The sequence below is a fragment of the Gloeocapsopsis sp. IPPAS B-1203 genome, from assembly GCF_002749975.1.
Lineage (GTDB): Bacteria > Cyanobacteriota > Cyanobacteriia > Cyanobacteriales > Chroococcidiopsidaceae > Gloeocapsopsis.
Genome location: NZ_PEIG01000003.1, coordinates 14,689 through 33,607 on the forward strand (window position 1 = coordinate 14,689; position 18,919 = coordinate 33,607).

12 protein-coding genes and 1 pseudogene are annotated in these 18,919 nt (G+C 43.5%); 3 read left to right on the top strand and 10 right to left on the bottom strand.

The window, feature by feature from the left end; all coding sequences use genetic code 11:
• Window positions 1-3: 3 nt before the first annotated feature.
• On the bottom strand, window positions 4-1,077 hold the full coding sequence (locus tag CSQ79_RS06175) for a DUF3616 domain-containing protein (RefSeq protein ID WP_099700325.1): 1,074 nt from the start codon (window positions 1,075-1,077) through the stop codon (window positions 4-6).
• A 353-nt stretch (window positions 1,078-1,430) separates the two neighbouring features.
• On the opposite strand from CSQ79_RS06175, the gene CSQ79_RS06180 reads away from it, so the two are divergent.
• The gene (locus tag CSQ79_RS06180) at window positions 1,431-2,195 is read left to right on the top strand and encodes a hypothetical protein (protein ID WP_099700326.1); all 765 of its coding nucleotides are present in this window, start codon (window positions 1,431-1,433) and stop codon (window positions 2,193-2,195) included.
• A gap of 97 nt (window positions 2,196-2,292) precedes the next feature.
• A complete protein-coding gene (locus CSQ79_RS06185; RefSeq protein WP_099700327.1) occupies window positions 2,293-3,267 on the top strand; it encodes a CHAD domain-containing protein in 975 nt (324 codons plus the stop codon).
• Window positions 3,268-3,451: 184 nt separating this feature from the next.
• On the opposite strand, the gene CSQ79_RS06190 is transcribed toward CSQ79_RS06185, so the two are convergent.
• From CSQ79_RS06190 to CSQ79_RS06225, 8 genes and pseudogenes are all read right to left on the bottom strand, one after another.
• Window positions 3,452-4,846: a ferredoxin:protochlorophyllide reductase (ATP-dependent) subunit N gene (locus tag CSQ79_RS06190; protein ID WP_099700328.1), complete on the bottom strand. Its 1,395-nt coding sequence runs from the start codon at window positions 4,844-4,846 to the stop codon at window positions 3,452-3,454.
• A gap of 365 nt (window positions 4,847-5,211) precedes the next feature.
• Window positions 5,212-5,491, bottom strand: a pseudogene (locus CSQ79_RS28820) (DUF5331 domain-containing protein); the annotation flags it as partial.
• A 205-nt stretch (window positions 5,492-5,696) separates the two neighbouring features.
• Window positions 5,697-6,563 (bottom strand): ferredoxin:protochlorophyllide reductase (ATP-dependent) iron-sulfur ATP-binding protein, encoded by an 867-nt coding sequence (bchL, locus tag CSQ79_RS06200; RefSeq protein ID WP_099700329.1) that lies wholly within the window; start codon window positions 6,561-6,563, stop codon window positions 5,697-5,699.
• A gap of 522 nt (window positions 6,564-7,085) precedes the next feature.
• A complete protein-coding gene (locus CSQ79_RS06205; RefSeq protein WP_099700330.1) occupies window positions 7,086-11,015 on the bottom strand; it encodes an ATP-binding protein in 3,930 nt (1,309 codons plus the stop codon).
• Window positions 11,012-11,566: a PAS domain-containing protein gene (locus CSQ79_RS06210; RefSeq protein WP_099700331.1), complete on the bottom strand. Its 555-nt coding sequence runs from the start codon at window positions 11,564-11,566 to the stop codon at window positions 11,012-11,014. The genes CSQ79_RS06205 and CSQ79_RS06210 overlap by 4 nt, the downstream gene beginning before the upstream one ends.
• A gap of 9 nt (window positions 11,567-11,575) precedes the next feature.
• The gene (locus CSQ79_RS06215) at window positions 11,576-11,800 is read right to left on the bottom strand and encodes a helix-turn-helix domain-containing protein (protein ID WP_289500686.1); all 225 of its coding nucleotides are present in this window, start codon (window positions 11,798-11,800) and stop codon (window positions 11,576-11,578) included.
• Between the two features lie 366 nt (window positions 11,801-12,166).
• Window positions 12,167-14,803, bottom strand: coding sequence for a bifunctional diguanylate cyclase/phosphodiesterase (locus tag CSQ79_RS06220; protein ID WP_099700332.1), 2,637 nt, complete (start codon window positions 14,801-14,803; stop codon window positions 12,167-12,169).
• 252 nt (window positions 14,804-15,055) lie between these two features.
• Window positions 15,056-15,322 carry a TIGR02450 family Trp-rich protein gene (locus tag CSQ79_RS06225; RefSeq protein ID WP_099700663.1) on the bottom strand — a complete coding sequence of 89 codons (267 nt, stop codon included), beginning with the start codon at window positions 15,320-15,322 and terminating at the stop codon, window positions 15,056-15,058.
• Between the two features lie 279 nt (window positions 15,323-15,601).
• Here CSQ79_RS06225 and clpB point away from each other — a divergent pair, with 279 nt between their 5' ends.
• On the top strand, window positions 15,602-18,220 hold the full coding sequence (gene clpB, locus CSQ79_RS06230; RefSeq protein ID WP_099700333.1) for an ATP-dependent chaperone ClpB: 2,619 nt from the start codon (window positions 15,602-15,604) through the stop codon (window positions 18,218-18,220).
• Window positions 18,221-18,340: 120 nt separating this feature from the next.
• Here the strand turns inward: clpB and CSQ79_RS06235 are convergent, their stop codons facing one another.
• On the bottom strand, window positions 18,341-18,889 hold the full coding sequence (locus CSQ79_RS06235; RefSeq protein ID WP_099700334.1) for an SRPBCC family protein: 549 nt from the start codon (window positions 18,887-18,889) through the stop codon (window positions 18,341-18,343).
• Between the last annotated feature and the right edge of the window lie 30 nt (window positions 18,890-18,919).

Below are 18,919 nucleotides of genomic sequence, written 5' to 3' on the forward strand. Positions count from 1 at the left end.
AAATTAATCATTTTCAAGTTCAAGATGAAATATATCTGCAACTACGTCTCCCTCTCCTTGTAAACGAGACTGCGCTGGTGCATCATACAAAACTAGTAAAGAATGTTTAGAATTAATTTCATCAAATAAAGTTATGCCTTCGGCATGATCGTCTCCATCTCCATACGGAATATCTAGCTCTATTGGGGGTTGTGACAAACTATTTTCAGACAAATGAACGCCATGCTCTAAACGATATATCCTTACAGGACCGTCTAAATCCATCGTGGGTCCTGCTAACAATAATAAATCTTCCCCATCTAAACACAAATCCCGAATTCCTAAACCGTTAAGATTAATAAAATGTTTTTTATACTGCTTGCCCTCTGCACCAATTGATTTTAGAGTTAACGTTTCTGGAGTGCTATTTTCTACTTCGATCTCTAACATGACAGCCCAACCACGTAATACTGGACCTCGCATTCCTAAGTAGATGCGATTTTCATAAATAGCTAAACCTTCAATATCAAATCCATTTTCTTTACCAGGAATTGTTGCATCTATATAAGAGCCTAGATGTGGATCGTCTACTAAAGCATCCATTAATAAATTGCCGCGTGGCGTAATTTCTAATTTAGCAGCAGTAATTTCAGTACCTTCTTGAGTGAAGGACTTATGTAATTCACCGTTGATTAAAGGAATCCGTCCTAGTAAATAACGATTTGCTTCTGACTCTAACTTTGTCAGGCGAGAAACGTTTTTTTCAGTTGTTTTATCAGGTTTTGGCTTTTTGCGTTTCCAACTGTGAGAACCAACAAACCATAAATAAGGTTCTACATAAGCCATCCCTTCTATATCAATTTCTTGATCTTCTGGTGCTGGTAAATCTAGATAATCTTTAACCCGAAATTGTTTGTGCTCCGTGAACAAATGTAAATCTGAGTTATATGTCAGACGCTCAATAGATGATGTTTCATCTGAACCTAACCAGAGATACTTATTAGAAGTTAAGCGCACTGCGGAGAGGTCTTTTCGATGTTCTCTAAATTCATCTTCAAAGCGAAGAATGATTTGATTTGAATTAGAGTTATTAATCATTTTTTAACTATCTTTAATTATTTAATTAAACTATCACTATTTTAGATAATGTCATTTAACTTGACAAAATAACTATCATATGCCGCAAATGGATACAGAACTTATATTTCTAAACTTTTAGGGTGTAATCTTTTAGCTATATTAATCTTTTCTCAAATCATAAAAGAACTAACTAAGCCTCGTTATTTTCTCAAGCCTATTAAATATACGCTGTTAGTATAAAGTAGTTTGCAGAACACTATTTTTGTATAAAATGCAACTTAAATTAACCTAAAAAGCTGTTCAGATGTGATAGAAATGCTCTAATCTTTAAAATAAGATAATATACCTCAGGCATTTACCGGAGACTCATTATGGTTGCAGGAGAACTGTTCATCGCAGAAGAGATGATGGCTGCGCCGGAACATCCTCTAGCAAATCAATTAGAAACATTTGTAGCTGCTCCTTTGCAAGAGTCACCTGCAACAATTCGGGAGAAGCAACAGCGCGATCGCATTCCAGGAATCGTTAAACGGATCATTCCCATCGACAATAATACAAACTGGGAATATTGGTGGTGTGTTCCAGGGCGAGTAATTTTACCAGAAGACTTAGAGGTATTGCAGAGCGATCGCCCTCGTGTAGAAGCAATTATCTCAAAGCTAATTTGGCTGTGGGGAGGACACTGTTTTGGCGAACAATCAACTCATAATCTTGCCGACAGCGAACCAGTTTACAATTGGCAGAAAGTTTTAGATTTTGCCCACACACAAAACCTCACACCAGAAATACTCGACATTGACTTTTTACCTGGAGCAGTGAATCAGTTATATAGTCAAGAATCAAATGCTACATCAAGATCGACTCCAGACTATGTAGGTGTAGAACCAGCGCATTGGCATATCGAATTTTTTCAACTCCAACCAGTTGAAGGTGGTTACGAATTAAAAGAACCAAAGCAACTGTGTAGTTGCCAAATCTGGACAAGTAAACCTTTTCTCAAAAACATTGCAACTGGTGAAGTCACAATTTCAGAACAAGCTTTGTGGCTGTCTCGTCCTCTCGACTTAACCAACCCGCCGTGGTCAGTGTCACAGATTACTACATACTCGCTAAGCAATTGGCAATCAGATGCATAAAATATCTATAATAAATGTCTTTGGCTATTGCCACGACCCCCGTTTACTCACACATTCTTATCGAGCTTGAGTCATTCCACTCAAGAGCGTACCTAAAATGATCACAAGTACAAACAAAGCTCATACCCTTGGAGATTGGGCTTCATTAGCAATTCAGAAACACTTTGAGAAGTTTCTCAAACACGAAGCGAACGTACTGAAAGACAAACATCCTGAAGACTTGCACCAAATGCGTGTGGGGATGCGTCGCCTCCGCAGTGCGATAACTGGATTTGCACCAACGATCGACTTACCCAAATCAGCACAAGAAAAAAAAATTGGTAGTATTGCTCGCACTCTAGGTGAATTACGCGACTTAGATGTCTTGCGCGAAGCATTAGAAAAGAAATATCAACCAACTTTGCCTGGAAAAGAAAAAAAATCTCTTGATAAAGTCCTCACTCAGCTAGATAAAAAACGTACTCAAGCGTTTGCTCAAGTTAAAACAACTTTAGAAGGCGACACCTACCAGTCACTCAAGCAGTCTTTAACAAAATGGCTCAAGCAACCTACTTATAATAGAATTGCTCAAATGCCAATTCAAGAAGTCTTGCCAGATTTGTTGTCACCACAAGTCAGTCAATTACTATTACATCCTGGCTGGTTAGTTGGTACTGAAGTGAAAGACGGTGAGATTCATATTTTAGAAGACCTCTCGCCTGCTATGGTAGAACAGCAATTAGCAGATGATGGTCATCTTCTCCACAGTTTACGCAAAGAAGCAAAGCGTACCCGTTACCAAATGGAAGTTTTCAATGACTTTTATGGCGAGACTTACAATACTTATCTCGAAGAAGTCAAGCGGATTCAAAGTATTTTAGGTCAAATTCAAGACAGCTTTATTCTGTCTGAGTTTATGACAGACTCTTTGCGTTCAGAAATGAAGAATCATCTCCCCAATTTAGCAAACCAACTCACAGGCGCAAACTACCAATCATGGCAAGAGTGGCAAAGTATCCATCAGCGGTACTTGAATCCTGAAACAAGAACTAACTTTCGGGCAATGATTTTGCAACCGAATGCAGGAATATAGCAGAGGTCAGGGATCAGAGGTCAGAATTAAAAGCTCGTTAAATCAACGATTCTGAGCTTCCATCATCTGCTAACTATACTGACCTATAACTCATTAACGTAAAGTGGCGCAGGCATTCTCACCTGCGCCACAGTTTAATTTAAGCAAGCAGCTAAGAGCTAATAGCTAATGGCTAACCGCTTTACTAAACCTTAGCTTCTTCTTTCACAAGCTTTTCCCAACCCAAATCTTTAAGATTATTGTTACGACGTAATGGACGAGTTACTAACTCTAGAATGTCACGCGCATTAGTAAAGCCGTGAATTTGAGCAAAAGTAAACTCAACAGACCACTTAGTATTAATTCCCCGTGCTTCTAAAGGATTGGCGTGCGCCATACCAGTGATCACTAAATCTGGCTGGAGGTCTTTAATTCTTTGAATTTGGTTGTAGTTATCCGGCTTCTCCACAATTTTAGGCAACGATACGCCCATTTCGTGGCAAGTTTTTTCTAGCAAAGCCAATTCCGCAGCTTGGTAGCGTTTATCCATGTAAGGGATACCAATTTCTGGCACTGTCATACCACAGCGAATTAAGAAACGCGCTAGCGAAATTTCTAGTAAATTATCGCCCATAAAGAACACTGACTTGCCGCGAATTAGCTGAAGATAATCTTCCAAGCTTGCCCAAATTTGAGCTTCGCGTTCTTCTAATCCTTGAGGAGTCACACCAAATACTGAGCAAATTTTCTCAACCCAAGCACGACTTCCATCAGGACCAATTGGGAAAGGCGCACCAATCAGTTTACACTTGCGTCGCCGCATGAGTGTTGTTGCTGTACGACTGAGAAAGGGATTCACGCCAGCAACATAGTAACCTTCTTCTAAAACAGGTAGTTCAGTGTAACGCTTTGCCGGTAGCCAGCCAGAAACTTTAATTCCCTGTTTTTTCAGTTCTAACGTTAACTGTGTAACCACAGGATCAGGAAGCGAACCGAACAATACAAGTGGTGGATGATCGACGTACTCAGATTCTTCTTGGGCAACTTCTTCTTTTTTCTTGCCGAAGTGTAATAGTTTTTGAATCGCGTTACGGTCATTCTTTTCAGCTTCGGGTGCTTTGTCAGGACACCGCACCGCCATTGCAGCTAGTACTGTATCTTCTCCTTGAGTAAAGGCGTAGTCTAAACCATTCGCCCGCGCTACTACAATGGGAATTCCAATTTCAGACTCAAGTTTGGGGGCTAAGCCTTCCAAATCCATTTTGATAATTTCGGTGGTGCAAGTGCCAATCCACACAATCACACTTGGGTTGCGATCGCGCTTAATCTGCTCGCACAATCGCTTTAATTCGTCATAGTCATTCAACTGCGCTGAAACATCACCTTCTTCTAACTCAGCCATTGCATAACGGGGTTCTGCAAAAATCATTACCCCCATAGCATTTTGCAAAAAGTAGCCGCAAGTTTTTGTGCCAATGACCAAAAAGAAACTATCTTCAATCTTCTGATACAACCATGCAACACAGCTAATCGGACAAAAAGTATGATAATTTCCGGTTTCGCACTCAAAATTTAATGCTTCAGTTTGAGCAACGCTCATAAACTCTCCCCTTTTTTTCTTATATCGGCACACAAAAACAATCAGCTATTAGCCGTTAGCTATTAGCCATCAACTAGTAGCAGTATGAAATTATTAAAAGTTAGGAAATAAACGCGAAATTACATCACCATTACTACCCCGACTGCCTTCAGGCTCGAATTCTTCTTGGCTAGGTTCATAATGAGGGTCAGCGATCGCTTCTTCGTAAGGCATCTCACTCAGCTGTGTCAGCGTTTGAATGACAGTAACAGACTCTGTTATGCCTTCATCTTGAGGTGGTAGCATTTGTGCAATTTCTGCATCCGACAAAGGTACTTCTTGTTGAATTTGTTCTGCTTCTGGCTGTTCGGTAGCTTGTATCGGGCTATTTTCTAGTGCTATGTTGGGGTCAAAATTTAACTCTAGTACCTCAATTAAGCTATCCACGTCAGGATTCAGTTTAGAAAACGGTAGCATCAATTGTGCTACTTGTGGTTCAAGCGCATTGACAACACCCAGGATGAGGTATGATGCTGGTCTTTTGCCACCATCTGGAGTTGCTACAGACGCTGCATCCGTATACAAGTTAAGCCAAGAACGATTTGCTTGAAAGAAACGCAACCACTTTTGTCTTAGAGAAATTTTCAAATCTTCAAAAAAAGCCATGATCTCCTTACCCCATCCTGAGCACTAGCTTGATAATAGCGACTGGAGAGTCACAATTAGCTGCTTACGATACCACTTAGTAGGAGTTACTAAGTAAAAATCAACATATCTTAAAGACTGGGAATTATTAGCCATTGCAAGCATAATAACTCCTATTACTTATTTTCTCCTTGCTAAAAGCTAACAGCTAACTGCTATCAGCTTTTTAGACCATCATTAAATCTAATTCTTCTTCTTGACTCACCACTTGTGGTTTAGTGGGATTGAGATAGAAATCAGACAGTAACGAAAATAACTCGCGATCTGGAGCATCATTGGGCACAACACCTTCTGGACGTGCCAAAATTTGATCTGCAACATTTAAGTAGTAGTCGCAGACATACTCCAACGATGGATCGCTTTCTGCCATTTCAAATAAAGTTTTGCCTTTAACACGAGACACTCGAATATCTTCAATTAAAGGTAGAACTTCCAAGACTGGCATTGGCACTGATTCGATATATTTATCAATTAAATCCCGCTTTGCTGTCCGGTTGCCAATCAAACCAGCTAGACGCAATGGGTGAGTACGAGCTTTTTCTCGAACCGAAGCTGCAATTCTATTCGCGGCAAATAAGGCGTCAAAACCGTTATCAGTGACAATCATACAGTAATCTGCATAGTTGAGCGGTGCTGCAAATCCACCACATACCACGTCACCTAAAACGTCGAATAAAATCACGTCGTACTCATCAAAGGCATTGAGTTCTTTGAGTAACTTGACTGTCTCACCAACAACGTAGCCACCACAACCTGCACCGGCTGGAGGACCTCCTGCTTCAACACAGTCTACTCCACCGTAGCCTTTGTAAATGACATCTTCAGGCCACACATCTTCGTAGTGGTAGTCTTTTTCCTGAAGTGTATCGATAATTGTGGGAATCAAGAACCCAGTTAGTGTAAAAGTACTGTCATGCTTTGGATCGCAACCAATTTGCAAGACTTTTTTGCCGCGTTTAGCTAGTGCGACCGATATATTACAGCTTGTTGTGGATTTACCGATGCCACCTTTTCCGTAGACTGCAAGTTTCACGTTGAGTTGGCTCCTATCTTTGTATGAATGCTTTTGACTAGAGAAGGAATTTTTAACTAGCTTGTTTGATCGCATTATTGTCCAACTTATATGGAAATGAAAGAGGTCTTAAGGATAAATACAGGTTTAAATTAAAGTATTTAGCCGCTTAATCTTTAATTTGTAATTAAAAAATCTAAATAATCGACTAAGTTTAAAAATAAATCCTTCAAAAAGAACTTATGTACACTTTTTTATAAAAAGAGTAACAAAATAAAAATTAAGTATTTATTCTCAAAAATTGTTTTTTCTGGACACAACTGAGAAAGGCGAGTGTCAGTGAATAGATATAAGAGGCAAAAACCAACCGTGTAACCAATAGCTTGCGGCTTTACAGGTTCACAAAGCGCGAAGCAAAATATATGCGAATAGCGTTTCTTTATTGAAAAAAGTTTGAGGAAATGTCAACAAAACACGATCGCGCACGAGTTAAGTTAAAAATAATAAACTTTTGCCCAACAGCCACTAAAGATGTCATTGTTGTTAGGTGCTAATGTCTGATCTCATCATCCTTCTAAGCAGTGTAGTAATAGCCTTAACTAACGCCTGAGGTTCGATTGGTTTAGTAAGATGCTGTTGAAATCCAGCCTGCAAAGCTTGTTGCTGGTTGAAATCACCAGCGTAGGCAGTCAGGGCGATCGCCAGAATTTCTCCTCCCTGTTCCGGCGGTAATGCTTTCACCTGTCGCATTAGCATGTAGCCATCCATATCCGGCATCCCAATATCGCTCAGCAGCACATCTAGCCGAGATTGATCGAGTATCGCCAAGGCTTCGCTTGCGGTTGTTGCAGTGACTACGCTAGCGCCAGCCTGCTCTAGGACAAAGGTAATGAATTCTAGCGAATCGGGTTCATCGTCTACGACTAGAACTTGAACCCCACTCAAATCGAGTAATAGTTCTAATGAATGAGAGTTCAATTTTGGTGTTGACTGCATCATCATGAGCGGCAGTTTTACCGTAAAGATCGCTCCCCTGCCTTCACCCTCACTGTTTGCCTCAACCGTGCCCCCATGCAGTTCCACGAGATGACGTACGATCGCCAGTCCTAACCCTAACCCGCCAAACTGGCGCGTCGTTGAACCGTCTGCTTGTCGGAAATAGTCAAACACATACGGCAGGAAGTCAGGATGAATGCCCTTACCCGTATCGCCAATGGTAAGACACGCCTCATCGCCTACCTGTTGTAATTGCACGCTAATATGCCCACCGGTGGGAGTAAATTTGACCGCATTAGAAAGCAGATTCCATACTACTTGCTGCAAGCGAGTTGCGTCACCTGAAACCTGTCCAACTTCAGGATCAAGGTTTGTTTCTACCGTAATCGACTTGGCTTCTGCGGCGAGTCGCACCGTTTCGATCGCTGCTTGAATTGTAGCTGCGAGATTAACAGGACTCACATGCAGGCTAAGTTTCCCTTGCAGAATTCGAGAGACATCCAGCAAGTCTTCAATCAGTTCGGATTGTAATTTCGCGTTCCGTTCAATTGTGGCTACAGCTTGTGCGGTTTTAGCTGTGTTCAGATTGCCAGTTTTCAGGAGCTTTGACCAGCCCAGAATCGGGTTGAGGGGCGATCGCAACTCATGGGACAGGACGGCTAAAAATTCGTCTTTGATGCGGTTGGCTTGCTCGGCTTGTTCGCGTGCCACTTGTTCTCGTTGCAGCAGTTGCTCTCGTTCGGCTTCGGCTTGCTTGCGATCGCTAATCTCAGCCACAAAAACGGTCAGTCCATTGGGCGAAGGATAAACTCGATGGTCGTACCAACGATTCCAGGGGGCGTATAGATTCTCAAACTGGAGCGGTGTTTGCTCGCGCATCGCTCGATGAAAATGCTCATAAACATCAGTGTCAACCGCAGCGGGAAACAAATCCCAGATATTGCGTCTCAGAATTTCTGCTCGTGGCATTGCAATGATTTCGCAGTGGCGATCGTTGACATAGGTAAACCGCCAATCGCGATCGAGGACATAAAACCCATCCCTAATGCTTGACAAAATGGTTTCAAGTTGCTGTTTTGCCGTTTCTGCTTCCAGTCGTAACACCTGTTCCTGTTGAGTTGCTTCCCGCCGCAATTGCGCTAGCTTCAAGGTTGCCTCCACTCGTGCCAACAATTCACGCGCAGAAAAGGGCTTGATCAGATAATCGTCGGCTCCTGCTGCCAGTCCTTCAATACGAGCCTCTTCCCCAGCACGAGCAGAAAGCATAATAATCGGAACTTCCCTCGTTTGCGGCTCGGATCGGATCGCTTGCAGCAAACCAAATCCATCGAGGTTAGGCATCATCACATCTGTTAAGATCAAATCTGGAACCTGCTGACGAACCGCAGACAGCGCCACAAGACCATCTGACACGGCTTCTACCTCGTACTGCTGACTTAACAACCGCTTGAGGTAGTCGCGCATATCTGCGTTGTCGTCTGCCACAACAATCCGAGCAGAAGAAGAGGACAAGGGAACAAGGGGGCGAGACAAGGAGAATTCCTCAGTAATACTCCACTTGTCTTCCTCTCTCGTTGTCTCCCCCTCATTTTCTTCCGGTAGCCAACGCAGAGCTTCTTCCAAGTAAGGATGCGCGACCAATGCAGTTGAAGCTAAAGTGCAACTCGCCCCGATTCGATCTTGGGGTAAATGAGCCGTTCCCGTGGGAATCGAAATGGTGAAACAAGTGCCAGTTCCCTCTACGCTGGTTACGTCGATCGCACCTTGATGCAGCTTGACCAATTCCTGCACCAGCGATAGCCCAATCCCCGATCCTTCAATGCTGCGCCCCTGTGCCCCTTTTACCCGATGGAACCGCTCAAACAAGTACGGCAGTTCTGTGGCTGGAATGCCAATTCCCGTGTCGCGCACCGCTAACTCAACATAGTTTTGAATTTCTCGTAAAGAGTTTTGAGTTGAATCTTCTAATTCAAAACTTTCTTTTTTGCATTTCATTTTTAGGGAAATTTCAATTTCCCCGCTAAAGGTGAACTTGAAGGCATTGGATAGTAAGTTGAGAACGATCTTCTCCCACATTTCGCGATCAACATACACCGCCTCTGGCAGGGGTGGACAATCTACAACTAGCCGGAGGTTTGCCCGTTCGATGCAAGCGCGAAACACCGATGCGAGTTCGGCGGTAAAGGCAGCTAAATCAATGGGTTCATAAACTGCCTGCACTCGTCCAGCTTCAATGCGGGAAAAGTCCAGCAGAGTATTGACCAGCTTTAACAACCGTAACGCATTGCGTTGCACTAATTGTAATTGTTCGCGTTCTTGGACTGGAATCGTTTCACCCAGATTGGCGATCGCATCTTCTAAGGGAGCCAGCATCAGCGTGAGCGGAGTCCGAAATTCATGGCTGACATTGCTAAAGAACAGCGTTTTAGCGCGATCAAGTTCGGCAAGTTGTTCAGCCCGCCGCCGCTCTTCTTCGTAGGAGCGGGCATTCGTAATCGCCATAGCAATCTGTGCGGTAACTTGACTGAAGAAGTCACAGTAGTGATCGTCGAGTTTACGGCGCGGGCTAGCGACAGCAACCAGCACTCCGGTCACTCTGCTTTGCCCAGTGGCGGCGATTGGCAGTACCATCGCCTCTTGGGGTGGCTCGGAGCAAGGACTGCCAGGAAGTTCTCCGAAGCGTGACACGAGGTCATCAATTACTTGCGGTTGCGCGGTACGAACAGCGCGGGCGATCGCCCAACTATCATTACCATTCTCCTCAGTAAGATCCACAATCTCAGGACTCACCGAGCTATCTAAAGCAAACTCGGTGCTGCCATAGAGACGGGCATATCTGCCATCTGAGTCAATCAGGTAGAGGAGCGCCATCGGGATATCAGCAGGATCGGATCTGAGAGTTTCTACCATCAAGGCGCACACATCTTCGGCAGTCTTTGCCGTTCCCGTTCTAGATGCAACTTCGCGCAGCAGTCGAGTGCGGCGATCGTTCAAAACACGGTAGGTGGTTTCAGTAACGATGTTAAAAACTCCATCAACGATACCTCCCTGTCCTTGAATGGGATTGAATGTGTACTCAAAGAAGCACTCTTCGGTGTATCCAAATCGATGCATCGCCAAAAGTTCGTCGTTATGAAAGGTGCCCTCACCCGTCGCTAAAACCCCCGCAAGTTCTGGTCCAATGTCGCCCCAAATCTCAGACCAAACCTCGCGGGCGGGGCGTCCCAATGACCAGGGGTGCTTATCACCAACGATCGGACGCCAAGCGTCGTTGTAGAGCAGCAAGCAGTCTTGTCCCCAGTAAATGGCGATCGGGAAGCGTGAGTTGAGGCAAATACTCAGCGCCGATCGTAAGCTTTGAGTCCAGCTTTCAATTGACCCCAGTGGCGTTTGCGACCAGTCGAGCGATCGCATCCGCATTGCCATCTCACTATTGCCTGTAAAAAGCTGTTCAGCCGCTTGACAATCCTGGTTCATGTTCCTGTTCCTTCACCTTGCCCGCATAACTGCACGATTGCTTTCACTAACACCTGTGGCTTTACAGGTTTCGTCATGTGAGACTGAAACCAAGACGCGATTGCTACCACTTGCTGTAAGCAGGCAACATCACCGAAAACTTGGAATTTTGGATTTTGGATTTTAGATTTTAGATGACTGAGTTGCTCGTCAGCGTCTGTAGATTTTGGGCTGCCATCAACATCGTCCAATCCAAAATCTAAAATCGTAAATTGTAAATCGATAAGCTTGGCTTCTGCTGCTAAACGTACAGTTTCGAGCGCCGCGGCGCTCGCAAACGTTAATTCGACCACTTGGGTTTGTCCCGATTCCATAATGTAGGGGACGAAAATGGGCGTGGGCGCTGATTTGTTAATTGCGTTCAAAATCGCATTGTTTTGCCGCAGTTCTGCTTCAACTTGCTTGCGTTCGGTAATGTCGCTACTTTGTAACCAGTCGTGACACATGAGTGCCGCCATCTCGCGATCGCCAAAAATATCTTCAGGAGCAGTTGCTTTCATGTCAGCAGGCATAGATACCTTTTACTTGGGAAAGTATTTAGCGAGTAGGTCTGTGCCGCGATCGCCCAATGAGTGCAGGAGAGTTTCAATTTGTTTCATTGCCAGCGGTAAAGGCTTTGTCCGTCCGTTCTCCCATCGATTAACGCTATGGAACGAAACTCCTATCTTCTCAGCAAACTTGAGCTGCGAGAGTTCAAGGCGCTGCTGAAATATACTATATGGACTAGCTCTTATAGCCTCTATCAAAAGAAGTAGAAATAGTTACGTTGCCAAAATTTGTTCGCTACAAAAGTTTGTACCAATTCCTCGTTTAAGAGGGTTTTGTTACCTATTTCATAACTAATAAATGTTTCATCAATTCCCCTTCACTTTTTTCTGCAATATAGCAAGAGGCAGGAGGCAGTTATGCTGGAGGTGAAAACCCTGTGCTTGCTGATGTTGAGATTTTAAAACCTAACCAGCTCTTCGACTGCAATACAATGAAATGAAACAAATTTCGTTATGCCTTACTCGTATGTGTTGAGTTATGAGTTTAAAAACTCTTTTATTTTAATTCAAAAGCTTGCCCTTGAGCGAAGCGAAGGGTCAAAATTCAAAACTTTTCTAACCTAGTTACAAATTACCAACCATTAACTGTTGCTGGCAAAATTGGATAACAGCTTCAGCAGGTAAGGGTTTGCTAAACAAGTAGCCTTGCATTCCGTCGCACTTCACCGCGTGTAAAAACTTCAACTGTTTTAGTGTTTCGACACCTTCAGCAATGACATTTAACTCTAGCCCATGTCCTAACGCAACGATCGATTTAATAATCGCTGCGTCTTTTTGATCTGTTGTGATATCGTTAACAAACTCGCGAGCCACCTTGAGGGTATGTAAGGGGAAACGTCTGAGTGTCGCCAGCGAGGAGTAGCCAGTTCCAAAGTCATCCATCGCAATGTAGACGCCCATATCCTGTAACTCTTGCAGAACGCAAATTGTGAAGTTGACATCATGCATGGCAATACTTTCTGTGATTTCAACTTCCAAATAACTCGGATCGAGTCCTGTTTCTGCAAGAACGCGAGCAATCGTTTTTGATAAGCTTTGCTGTTGAAACTGTCGCGCTGAGAGATTCACCGCAATCCGCATTGGTGGTAGCCCTGCGAGTTGCCAAGCACGGTTTTGGGTACAAGCAGCTTGGAGTACCCACTCGCCAATTGCGCCGATTAATCCCGTTTCTTCTGCTAAGGGAATAAACTGATCAGGAGAAACTAGCCCTAACTCTGAATGTTGCCAGCGAATCAAAGCTTCAAGTGCGACGATCTGACCAGTTTTTAAATTAAGCTGTGGCTGATAGTGCAGCAAAAACTCATCGCGGTTTAATGCTTTGTAGAGATGATTGGCTAAAACAAGTTGCTCTAGTGCTTTTTTATTCATCTCCGGCGCGTACAACTGAAAGTTGTCTTTTCCCTGCTGCTTAGCGCGGTACATTGTCGTATCCGCATTTTTAAGTAGCGTTTCTGTATCTTCGCCGTCGTAAGGAGCTAATGCAATCCCAATACTTGTTGTGATGTGTAATTCGCGATCGCCAATCCGAAACGGAGTTTTGAAAGAAGATAAAATTCTTTGTGCTAGCTTAGCAGCTTCTTCTGGGCAACTAATTCGTGGCAGTAGCAAGGTAAATTCGTCGCCTCCCCAACGGGCGATTGTATCGCCTTCACGCAAACAGCCTAGCAATCTTTGCGCCACACTTTGTAATAGCGCATCTCCCACCGCATGACCCAGCGTATCATTGATTGTTTTGAAGCGATCTAAATCAAGAAATGCTACGGCAAGCATTTCACCGCGCCGATAGGCTTGAGCAAGAGCTAGGGAAAGACGATCTTCAAAAAGTATCCGATTTGGTAGCCCTGTTAAAGGATCGTGTGAAGCTTGATGGCGGAACATATCTTCCACGCGTCGCTGCATCACAGCCATGTATAGATGATTTCCTAAAGCTTGAGCAAGTTTAACCTCATTGAGACGCCACTCTTGTGCTTGTCCTTGTTTGATTTCTCGCCACGCTGCAAACGACTCACGCGGACGAACATTGCGTTCGTCATGATTCACTCTCCCCGCCCACAAAGTCTCAGTTTCGATTTCATTGCGGAAAATCGTAAAACATCCTACACAATCTTGACGATATTGCAGCGGCATAATCAAAATTGAACGAATTTTCGTTGCTGCAAAAGCCGAGACTAAATCAAAGTGTGGTTCTTGATACAAGTCGCTAATCGTTCGGAAATGGGGCAGTTTTGACACATGGGCACTATTATGGTCAGCAGATAAATTTTCAAGGTTTTCTGCTATGGAAAAATTCTGCACGCGCAGTTCTTCATAACTGTATTGCTGATTGGGGGAAGTAGATTGCGGAAACCCCATTATTTGCTGCCAATATGAACTTTCTTCAAGTTCACAGCAAGGTTGTTCTCCGTAGGTATAAACTTGCGCTAGCTTACCTGTAGGTTCTGCGGTGATATAAAGTCTACCTCCAGAACCTTGTAAAACTTTGACAATCTCTTCTAAAACGGTTTGGCGAATTTCTGTGACACTAGCAGGAGAGTGAAGCAAGCAACTAATTTGATTGAGTGTTGCTTCGTGCTGCACTTGTTGTCGTGTCTGCTTCAATAGGTTTGATTGAGAAATTGCAATTGATAGCTGATCGACAAGCAACTGTACAACTTCTAATTCTTTTTGAGAAATCTGTCGCGGTTGACTGTGGTGCGAAACAAGCAACCCCCAAAGCTGGTTTTGGTATAAAATGGGCAATGTTAGCGAGGAAGACACACCCATATTAGACAAGTATTGGGCATGACAAGGATCGATAGGGCAATAGCGGATATCTTCTACTAAGAGGCTTTCTCCTGTTTCCGAGCTATCGAGTTGGTTTAGTGCTTTTCTTTGAGCAACAACATCCACAATGATCCGCTGACGAGTTTTCACAAACATTTCCCGCGCTTGTGGTGGGATATCATCAGCAGGAAAATGTAGCCCTAGAAGTGATGGAAGCCGCTGACCGTGAATTGATTCAGCAATCACCTCACCACTTCCATCAGGATGAAATCGGTAAATCTTAACTCTTTCTGTGTTTAGAAACCTACGTACTTCCTCGACAGTCGTTGTTAGAATTTCTTGCAGTTCTAAAGATTTACGGATGCGACTGGTAATGCGATTCAGTACCCCTTCTTGAACGCAAACATGGCGTGACTTTTTGCCTTGCGATCGTTTCATAGACACAGCAACCTCTCTGTTAGGATAATTCTTACCCTATTTTTAAGAAAAATTAAGTTTTATCTTATACAATACCAGCAAATCATAAATAAAATTAATCTATTACTTGCTGTTAAGAGAATACTTATAAGAAATGTCAATATTCTAGTAATATTTTGTAACCAAAAAGCAACAATCTAAAACCGAAATATTACGGATTTCACTCAATAGTGTTAACTGTGCGCGGAGTTATGGGTAATAAATGAAATTAACTCAAAACTCACCCGTCGCAAGTTCGTTAAGTTCGGCAATATCTTTTAAAGATTGCCAGCCAGCTTGCCACTGCGATCGGTCTTTGAGTAATGTAGCATTCAGCCAAAACCGTACATTAGGATCGCACGCTGCAACCATTTCTGCAAACAGCCACTTGCCTTGATTTTTGCGGTTAACCACGACAAAATGACGCCAACCATCAATTTTTTGCTGTGCAGTCCACTTAGAACCAACTAAATAAGGAAATTTCTGCTTTTTTTTAGCCATTAGAGGAGTGAAGGGTGAGGGGTGAGGAAAAAATAGTCGAAACCTTTCTACGTTGATCCAGCACCACGCACAAACTAGATAATTACGACCAGAAATTCTAGGATACCCCATTGACCGGAAATACCCACGCAGAAATACGTAAACACCGATCTAAGCACAAGCCGGCTTCTTTCTACAATGACCTATAGGGATAGCAGTTAGCCTTTTTTATATTTACCACTCTGTGCTCTCTGCGTCTCTGTGGTTGAATCACACCAGCACTCAGAGGGAATTCAGAATATGCAACCAACAAATCCAAATCAGTTTACAGAAAAAGCGTGGGAAGCGATCGCCCACACGCCAGATATCGTCAAAGCTGCACAGCAACAGCAGATCGAAAGCGAACACTTGATGAAAGCACTGCTAGAACAAGAAGGTTTAGCCAGTAGTATCTTAAACAAAGCAGGAGTTAACGTTCAGAAAGTCCGAGAACGCGCCGAACAATTTATTCAACGTCAACCGAAAGTTTCTGGTAGTGGAAGTTCTGTATTTCTAGGACGTAGCTTAGATACATTACTCGATCGCGCCGAAAACTATCGTAAAGAATTAGCAGATGAATATATTTCAATTGAACATTTATTATTAGCTTACGCTAACGACGATCGCTTCGGTAAAAGCCTATTTCAAGAATTCGGGTTAGACGAAGCAAAACTCAGGGGTATCATTAAACAAGTTCGAGGAAGTCAGAGAGTGACTGACCAAAATCCAGAAGGCAAATACGAATCTCTAGAAAAATATGGGCGCGATCTCACTGAAGCCGCCCGTCAAGGTAAACTTGACCCAGTAATTGGGCGTGACGATGAAATCCGCCGCACAATTCAAATTCTGTCCCGCCGTACTAAAAATAACCCTGTCTTAATTGGCGAACCTGGCGTCGGTAAAACGGCGATCGCTGAAGGACTCGCCCAACGAATTGTTGCAGGTGACGTCCCGCAATCGCTCAAAGACCGTAAACTTATCGCCTTAGATATGGGTGCATTAATCGCAGGTGCAAAGTTTCGCGGCGAATTTGAGGAACGTCTCAAAGCAGTACTTAAAGAAGTCACCGAGTCGCAAGGTAAAATTATTCTCTTTATTGATGAGATTCACACCGTTGTTGGTGCAGGTGCAACACAAGGCGCAATGGACGCCGGAAACTTGCTTAAACCAATGCTGGCACGAGGTGAGTTGCGGTGTATCGGTGCAACCACTTTGGATGAATACCGCAAGTATATCGAAAAAGACGCGGCGTTAGAACGTCGCTTCCAGCAAGTGTATGTCGATCAACCTTCGGTAGAAGACACAATTTCGATTCTGCGCGGACTCAAAGAACGCTATGAAGTCCATCACGGGGTAAAAATCTCTGATAGTGCGGTAGTTGCAGCTGCAACACTGTCGAGTCGATATATTAGCGATCGCTTTCTACCCGATAAAGCAATTGACTTGGTAGACGAAGCCGCTGCGCGCTTGAAAATGGAGATCACTTCCAAACCGGAAGAACTTGATGAGATTGATCGCAAGATTCTTCAACTTGAAATGGAGAAACTATCACTCCAAAAAGAAAGCGATCCTGCTTCGAGAGAACGGTTAGGAAGACTCGAAAAAGAACTTGCAGATCTCAAAGAACAACAACGCGCCCTAAATGCACAATGGCAGTCTGAAAAAGATGTTATTAATCAAATTCAGGCAATTAAAGAAGAAATCGACCGCGTTAATGTTGAAATTCAGCAAGCCGAACGTGACTATGACCTAAATAAAGCAGCGGAGTTGAAATACGGTAAATTAACTGACTTGCATCGTCAGCTAGAAGAAGCCGAAACTAAACTCTCGCAAACTCAAACTACTGGTCAATCACTTTTGCGTGAAGAAGTCACCGAAGCAGATATTGCGGAAATTATCTCGAAGTGGACAGGAATTCCGATTAGCAAGTTAGTGGAATCGGAAAAAGAGAAGCTGCTACATTTAGAAGATGAACTTCACCGTCGCGTGATTGGGCAAAATGAAGCAGTCACAGCGGTTGCAGATGCGATCGCGCGATCGCGTGCAGGTTTAGCCGATCCAAATCGTCCAACTGCGAGTTTTATCTTCCTTGGTCCTACAGGTGTTGGTAAAACCGAACTTGCCAAAGCACTTGCAGCATATCTATTCGATACCGAAGAAGCAATGGTGCGGATTGATATGTCGGAATATATGGAGAAACACGCAGTTTCGCGCTTAATTGGTGCACCTCCAGGATATGTCGGTTATGACGAAGGTGGACAGTTGACTGAAGCAATTCGCCGTCGTCCTTATGCAGTGATACTATTTGACGAAATCGAAAAAGCTCACCCCGACGTGTTTAATGTCATGCTGCAAATTCTGGATGATGGGCGTGTCACCGATGCACAAGGTCATACGGTGGACTTTAAAAATGCGATCATCATTATGACGAGTAATATTGGTTCGCAGTACATTTTGGATATTGCTGGCGATGACTCGCGCTATGAAGAGATGCGTAGTCGTGTCATGGATGCAATGCGTAATAGCTTCCGTCCAGAATTTCTCAACCGGATTGATGAGATTATCATCTTCCATGCTTTGCAAAAAGCAGAACTACGCTATATTGTACAACTGCAAATCCAAAGGCTTGAAAAGCGTCTTGCAGAACGTAAGATGTCACTGAAACTCTCTGATGCCGCACTTGACTTTTTAGCCGAAGTAGGATATGATCCTGTATTCGGTGCAAGACCTCTAAAACGGGCAATTCAGCGCGAATTGGAAACTCAGATTGCTAAATCGATTTTACGCGGTGAATTCAACGACGGTGACACAATTTATGTCGATGTTGAAAACGAACGTCTGGCATTTAAGCGTTTACCCGTTGAACTACTCACAATGTAATGGATTAAACAAGGTGGGTTGCCCCACCTTTTGTTTCATATCAAACCTGTTTTTACTCTGAACCGTAGTAGGTCTACGTAGCGTTCCCTGAACCCTGACCTCCGACTCCTGACCTCTTTTTTATCTACCACAGATAATTCGCCGCATTTGCCGCATATTTTCCGGTAGTTCTAGATGCATTGCTTGTTGAATAAACATTGTTGGTATGGGCATATTTGGTGTCGCTTGCACCGCATAAGTCAAAACTGTCCCAATGCCACAGTCTTGTAATTTCAACTCCGCAGTAAAATCATTAAACGTCCCTTGCTCTAAACGAAACTGAATTCGCTGCTGTAGAACTTCAATGACGTTGAGATAAACCTCTACTTGGGCAGTAAATAGAAAGAAGGCTTTTTTCGCAACTTGATACACACGTTTGGTTTCACCACGCTGCAAAACTTCGCTTTTAATCACATCAGGAAAGTATTGCACCCAGCGCGGATAATCTGTCACCTGCTGCCAAACTTGCGATCGCTTTAATGGTAAGTACATCGAAGCTATTACCGCACCACCCCACGCTGAATGCGATCGCGTTTCTAGTAAAATTTCACCTTGCAAAAGTGCTGTTTGCTGAACTTGACTCCATGTTCCTGCAGGCTCGACTAAATTTGTTACAGAAAGTGTATCCATCTGACTTCAGCTACTCCTCAACACCTAAAA

Coding starts and splice junctions, on each gene's coding strand:
- CSQ79_RS06175 (WP_099700325.1), bottom strand. CDS start 1,077: ATGATTAATAACTCTAATTCAAATCAAATCATTCTTCGCTTTGAAGAT.
- CSQ79_RS06180 (WP_099700326.1), top strand. CDS start 1,431: ATGGTTGCAGGAGAACTGTTCATCGCAGAAGAGATGATGGCTGCGCCG.
- CSQ79_RS06185 (WP_099700327.1), top strand. CDS start 2,293: ATGATCACAAGTACAAACAAAGCTCATACCCTTGGAGATTGGGCTTCA.
- CSQ79_RS06190 (WP_099700328.1), bottom strand. CDS start 4,846: ATGAGCGTTGCTCAAACTGAAGCATTAAATTTTGAGTGCGAAACCGGA.
- CSQ79_RS06205 (WP_099700330.1), bottom strand. CDS start 11,015: ATGAACCAGGATTGTCAAGCGGCTGAACAGCTTTTTACAGGCAATAGT.
- CSQ79_RS06210 (WP_099700331.1), bottom strand. CDS start 11,566: ATGCCTGCTGACATGAAAGCAACTGCTCCTGAAGATATTTTTGGCGAT.
- CSQ79_RS06220 (WP_099700332.1), bottom strand. CDS start 14,803: ATGAAACGATCGCAAGGCAAAAAGTCACGCCATGTTTGCGTTCAAGAA.
- CSQ79_RS06225 (WP_099700663.1), bottom strand. CDS start 15,322: ATGGCTAAAAAAAAGCAGAAATTTCCTTATTTAGTTGGTTCTAAGTGG.
- clpB (WP_099700333.1), top strand. CDS start 15,602: ATGCAACCAACAAATCCAAATCAGTTTACAGAAAAAGCGTGGGAAGCG.
- CSQ79_RS06235 (WP_099700334.1), bottom strand. CDS start 18,889: ATGGATACACTTTCTGTAACAAATTTAGTCGAGCCTGCAGGAACATGG.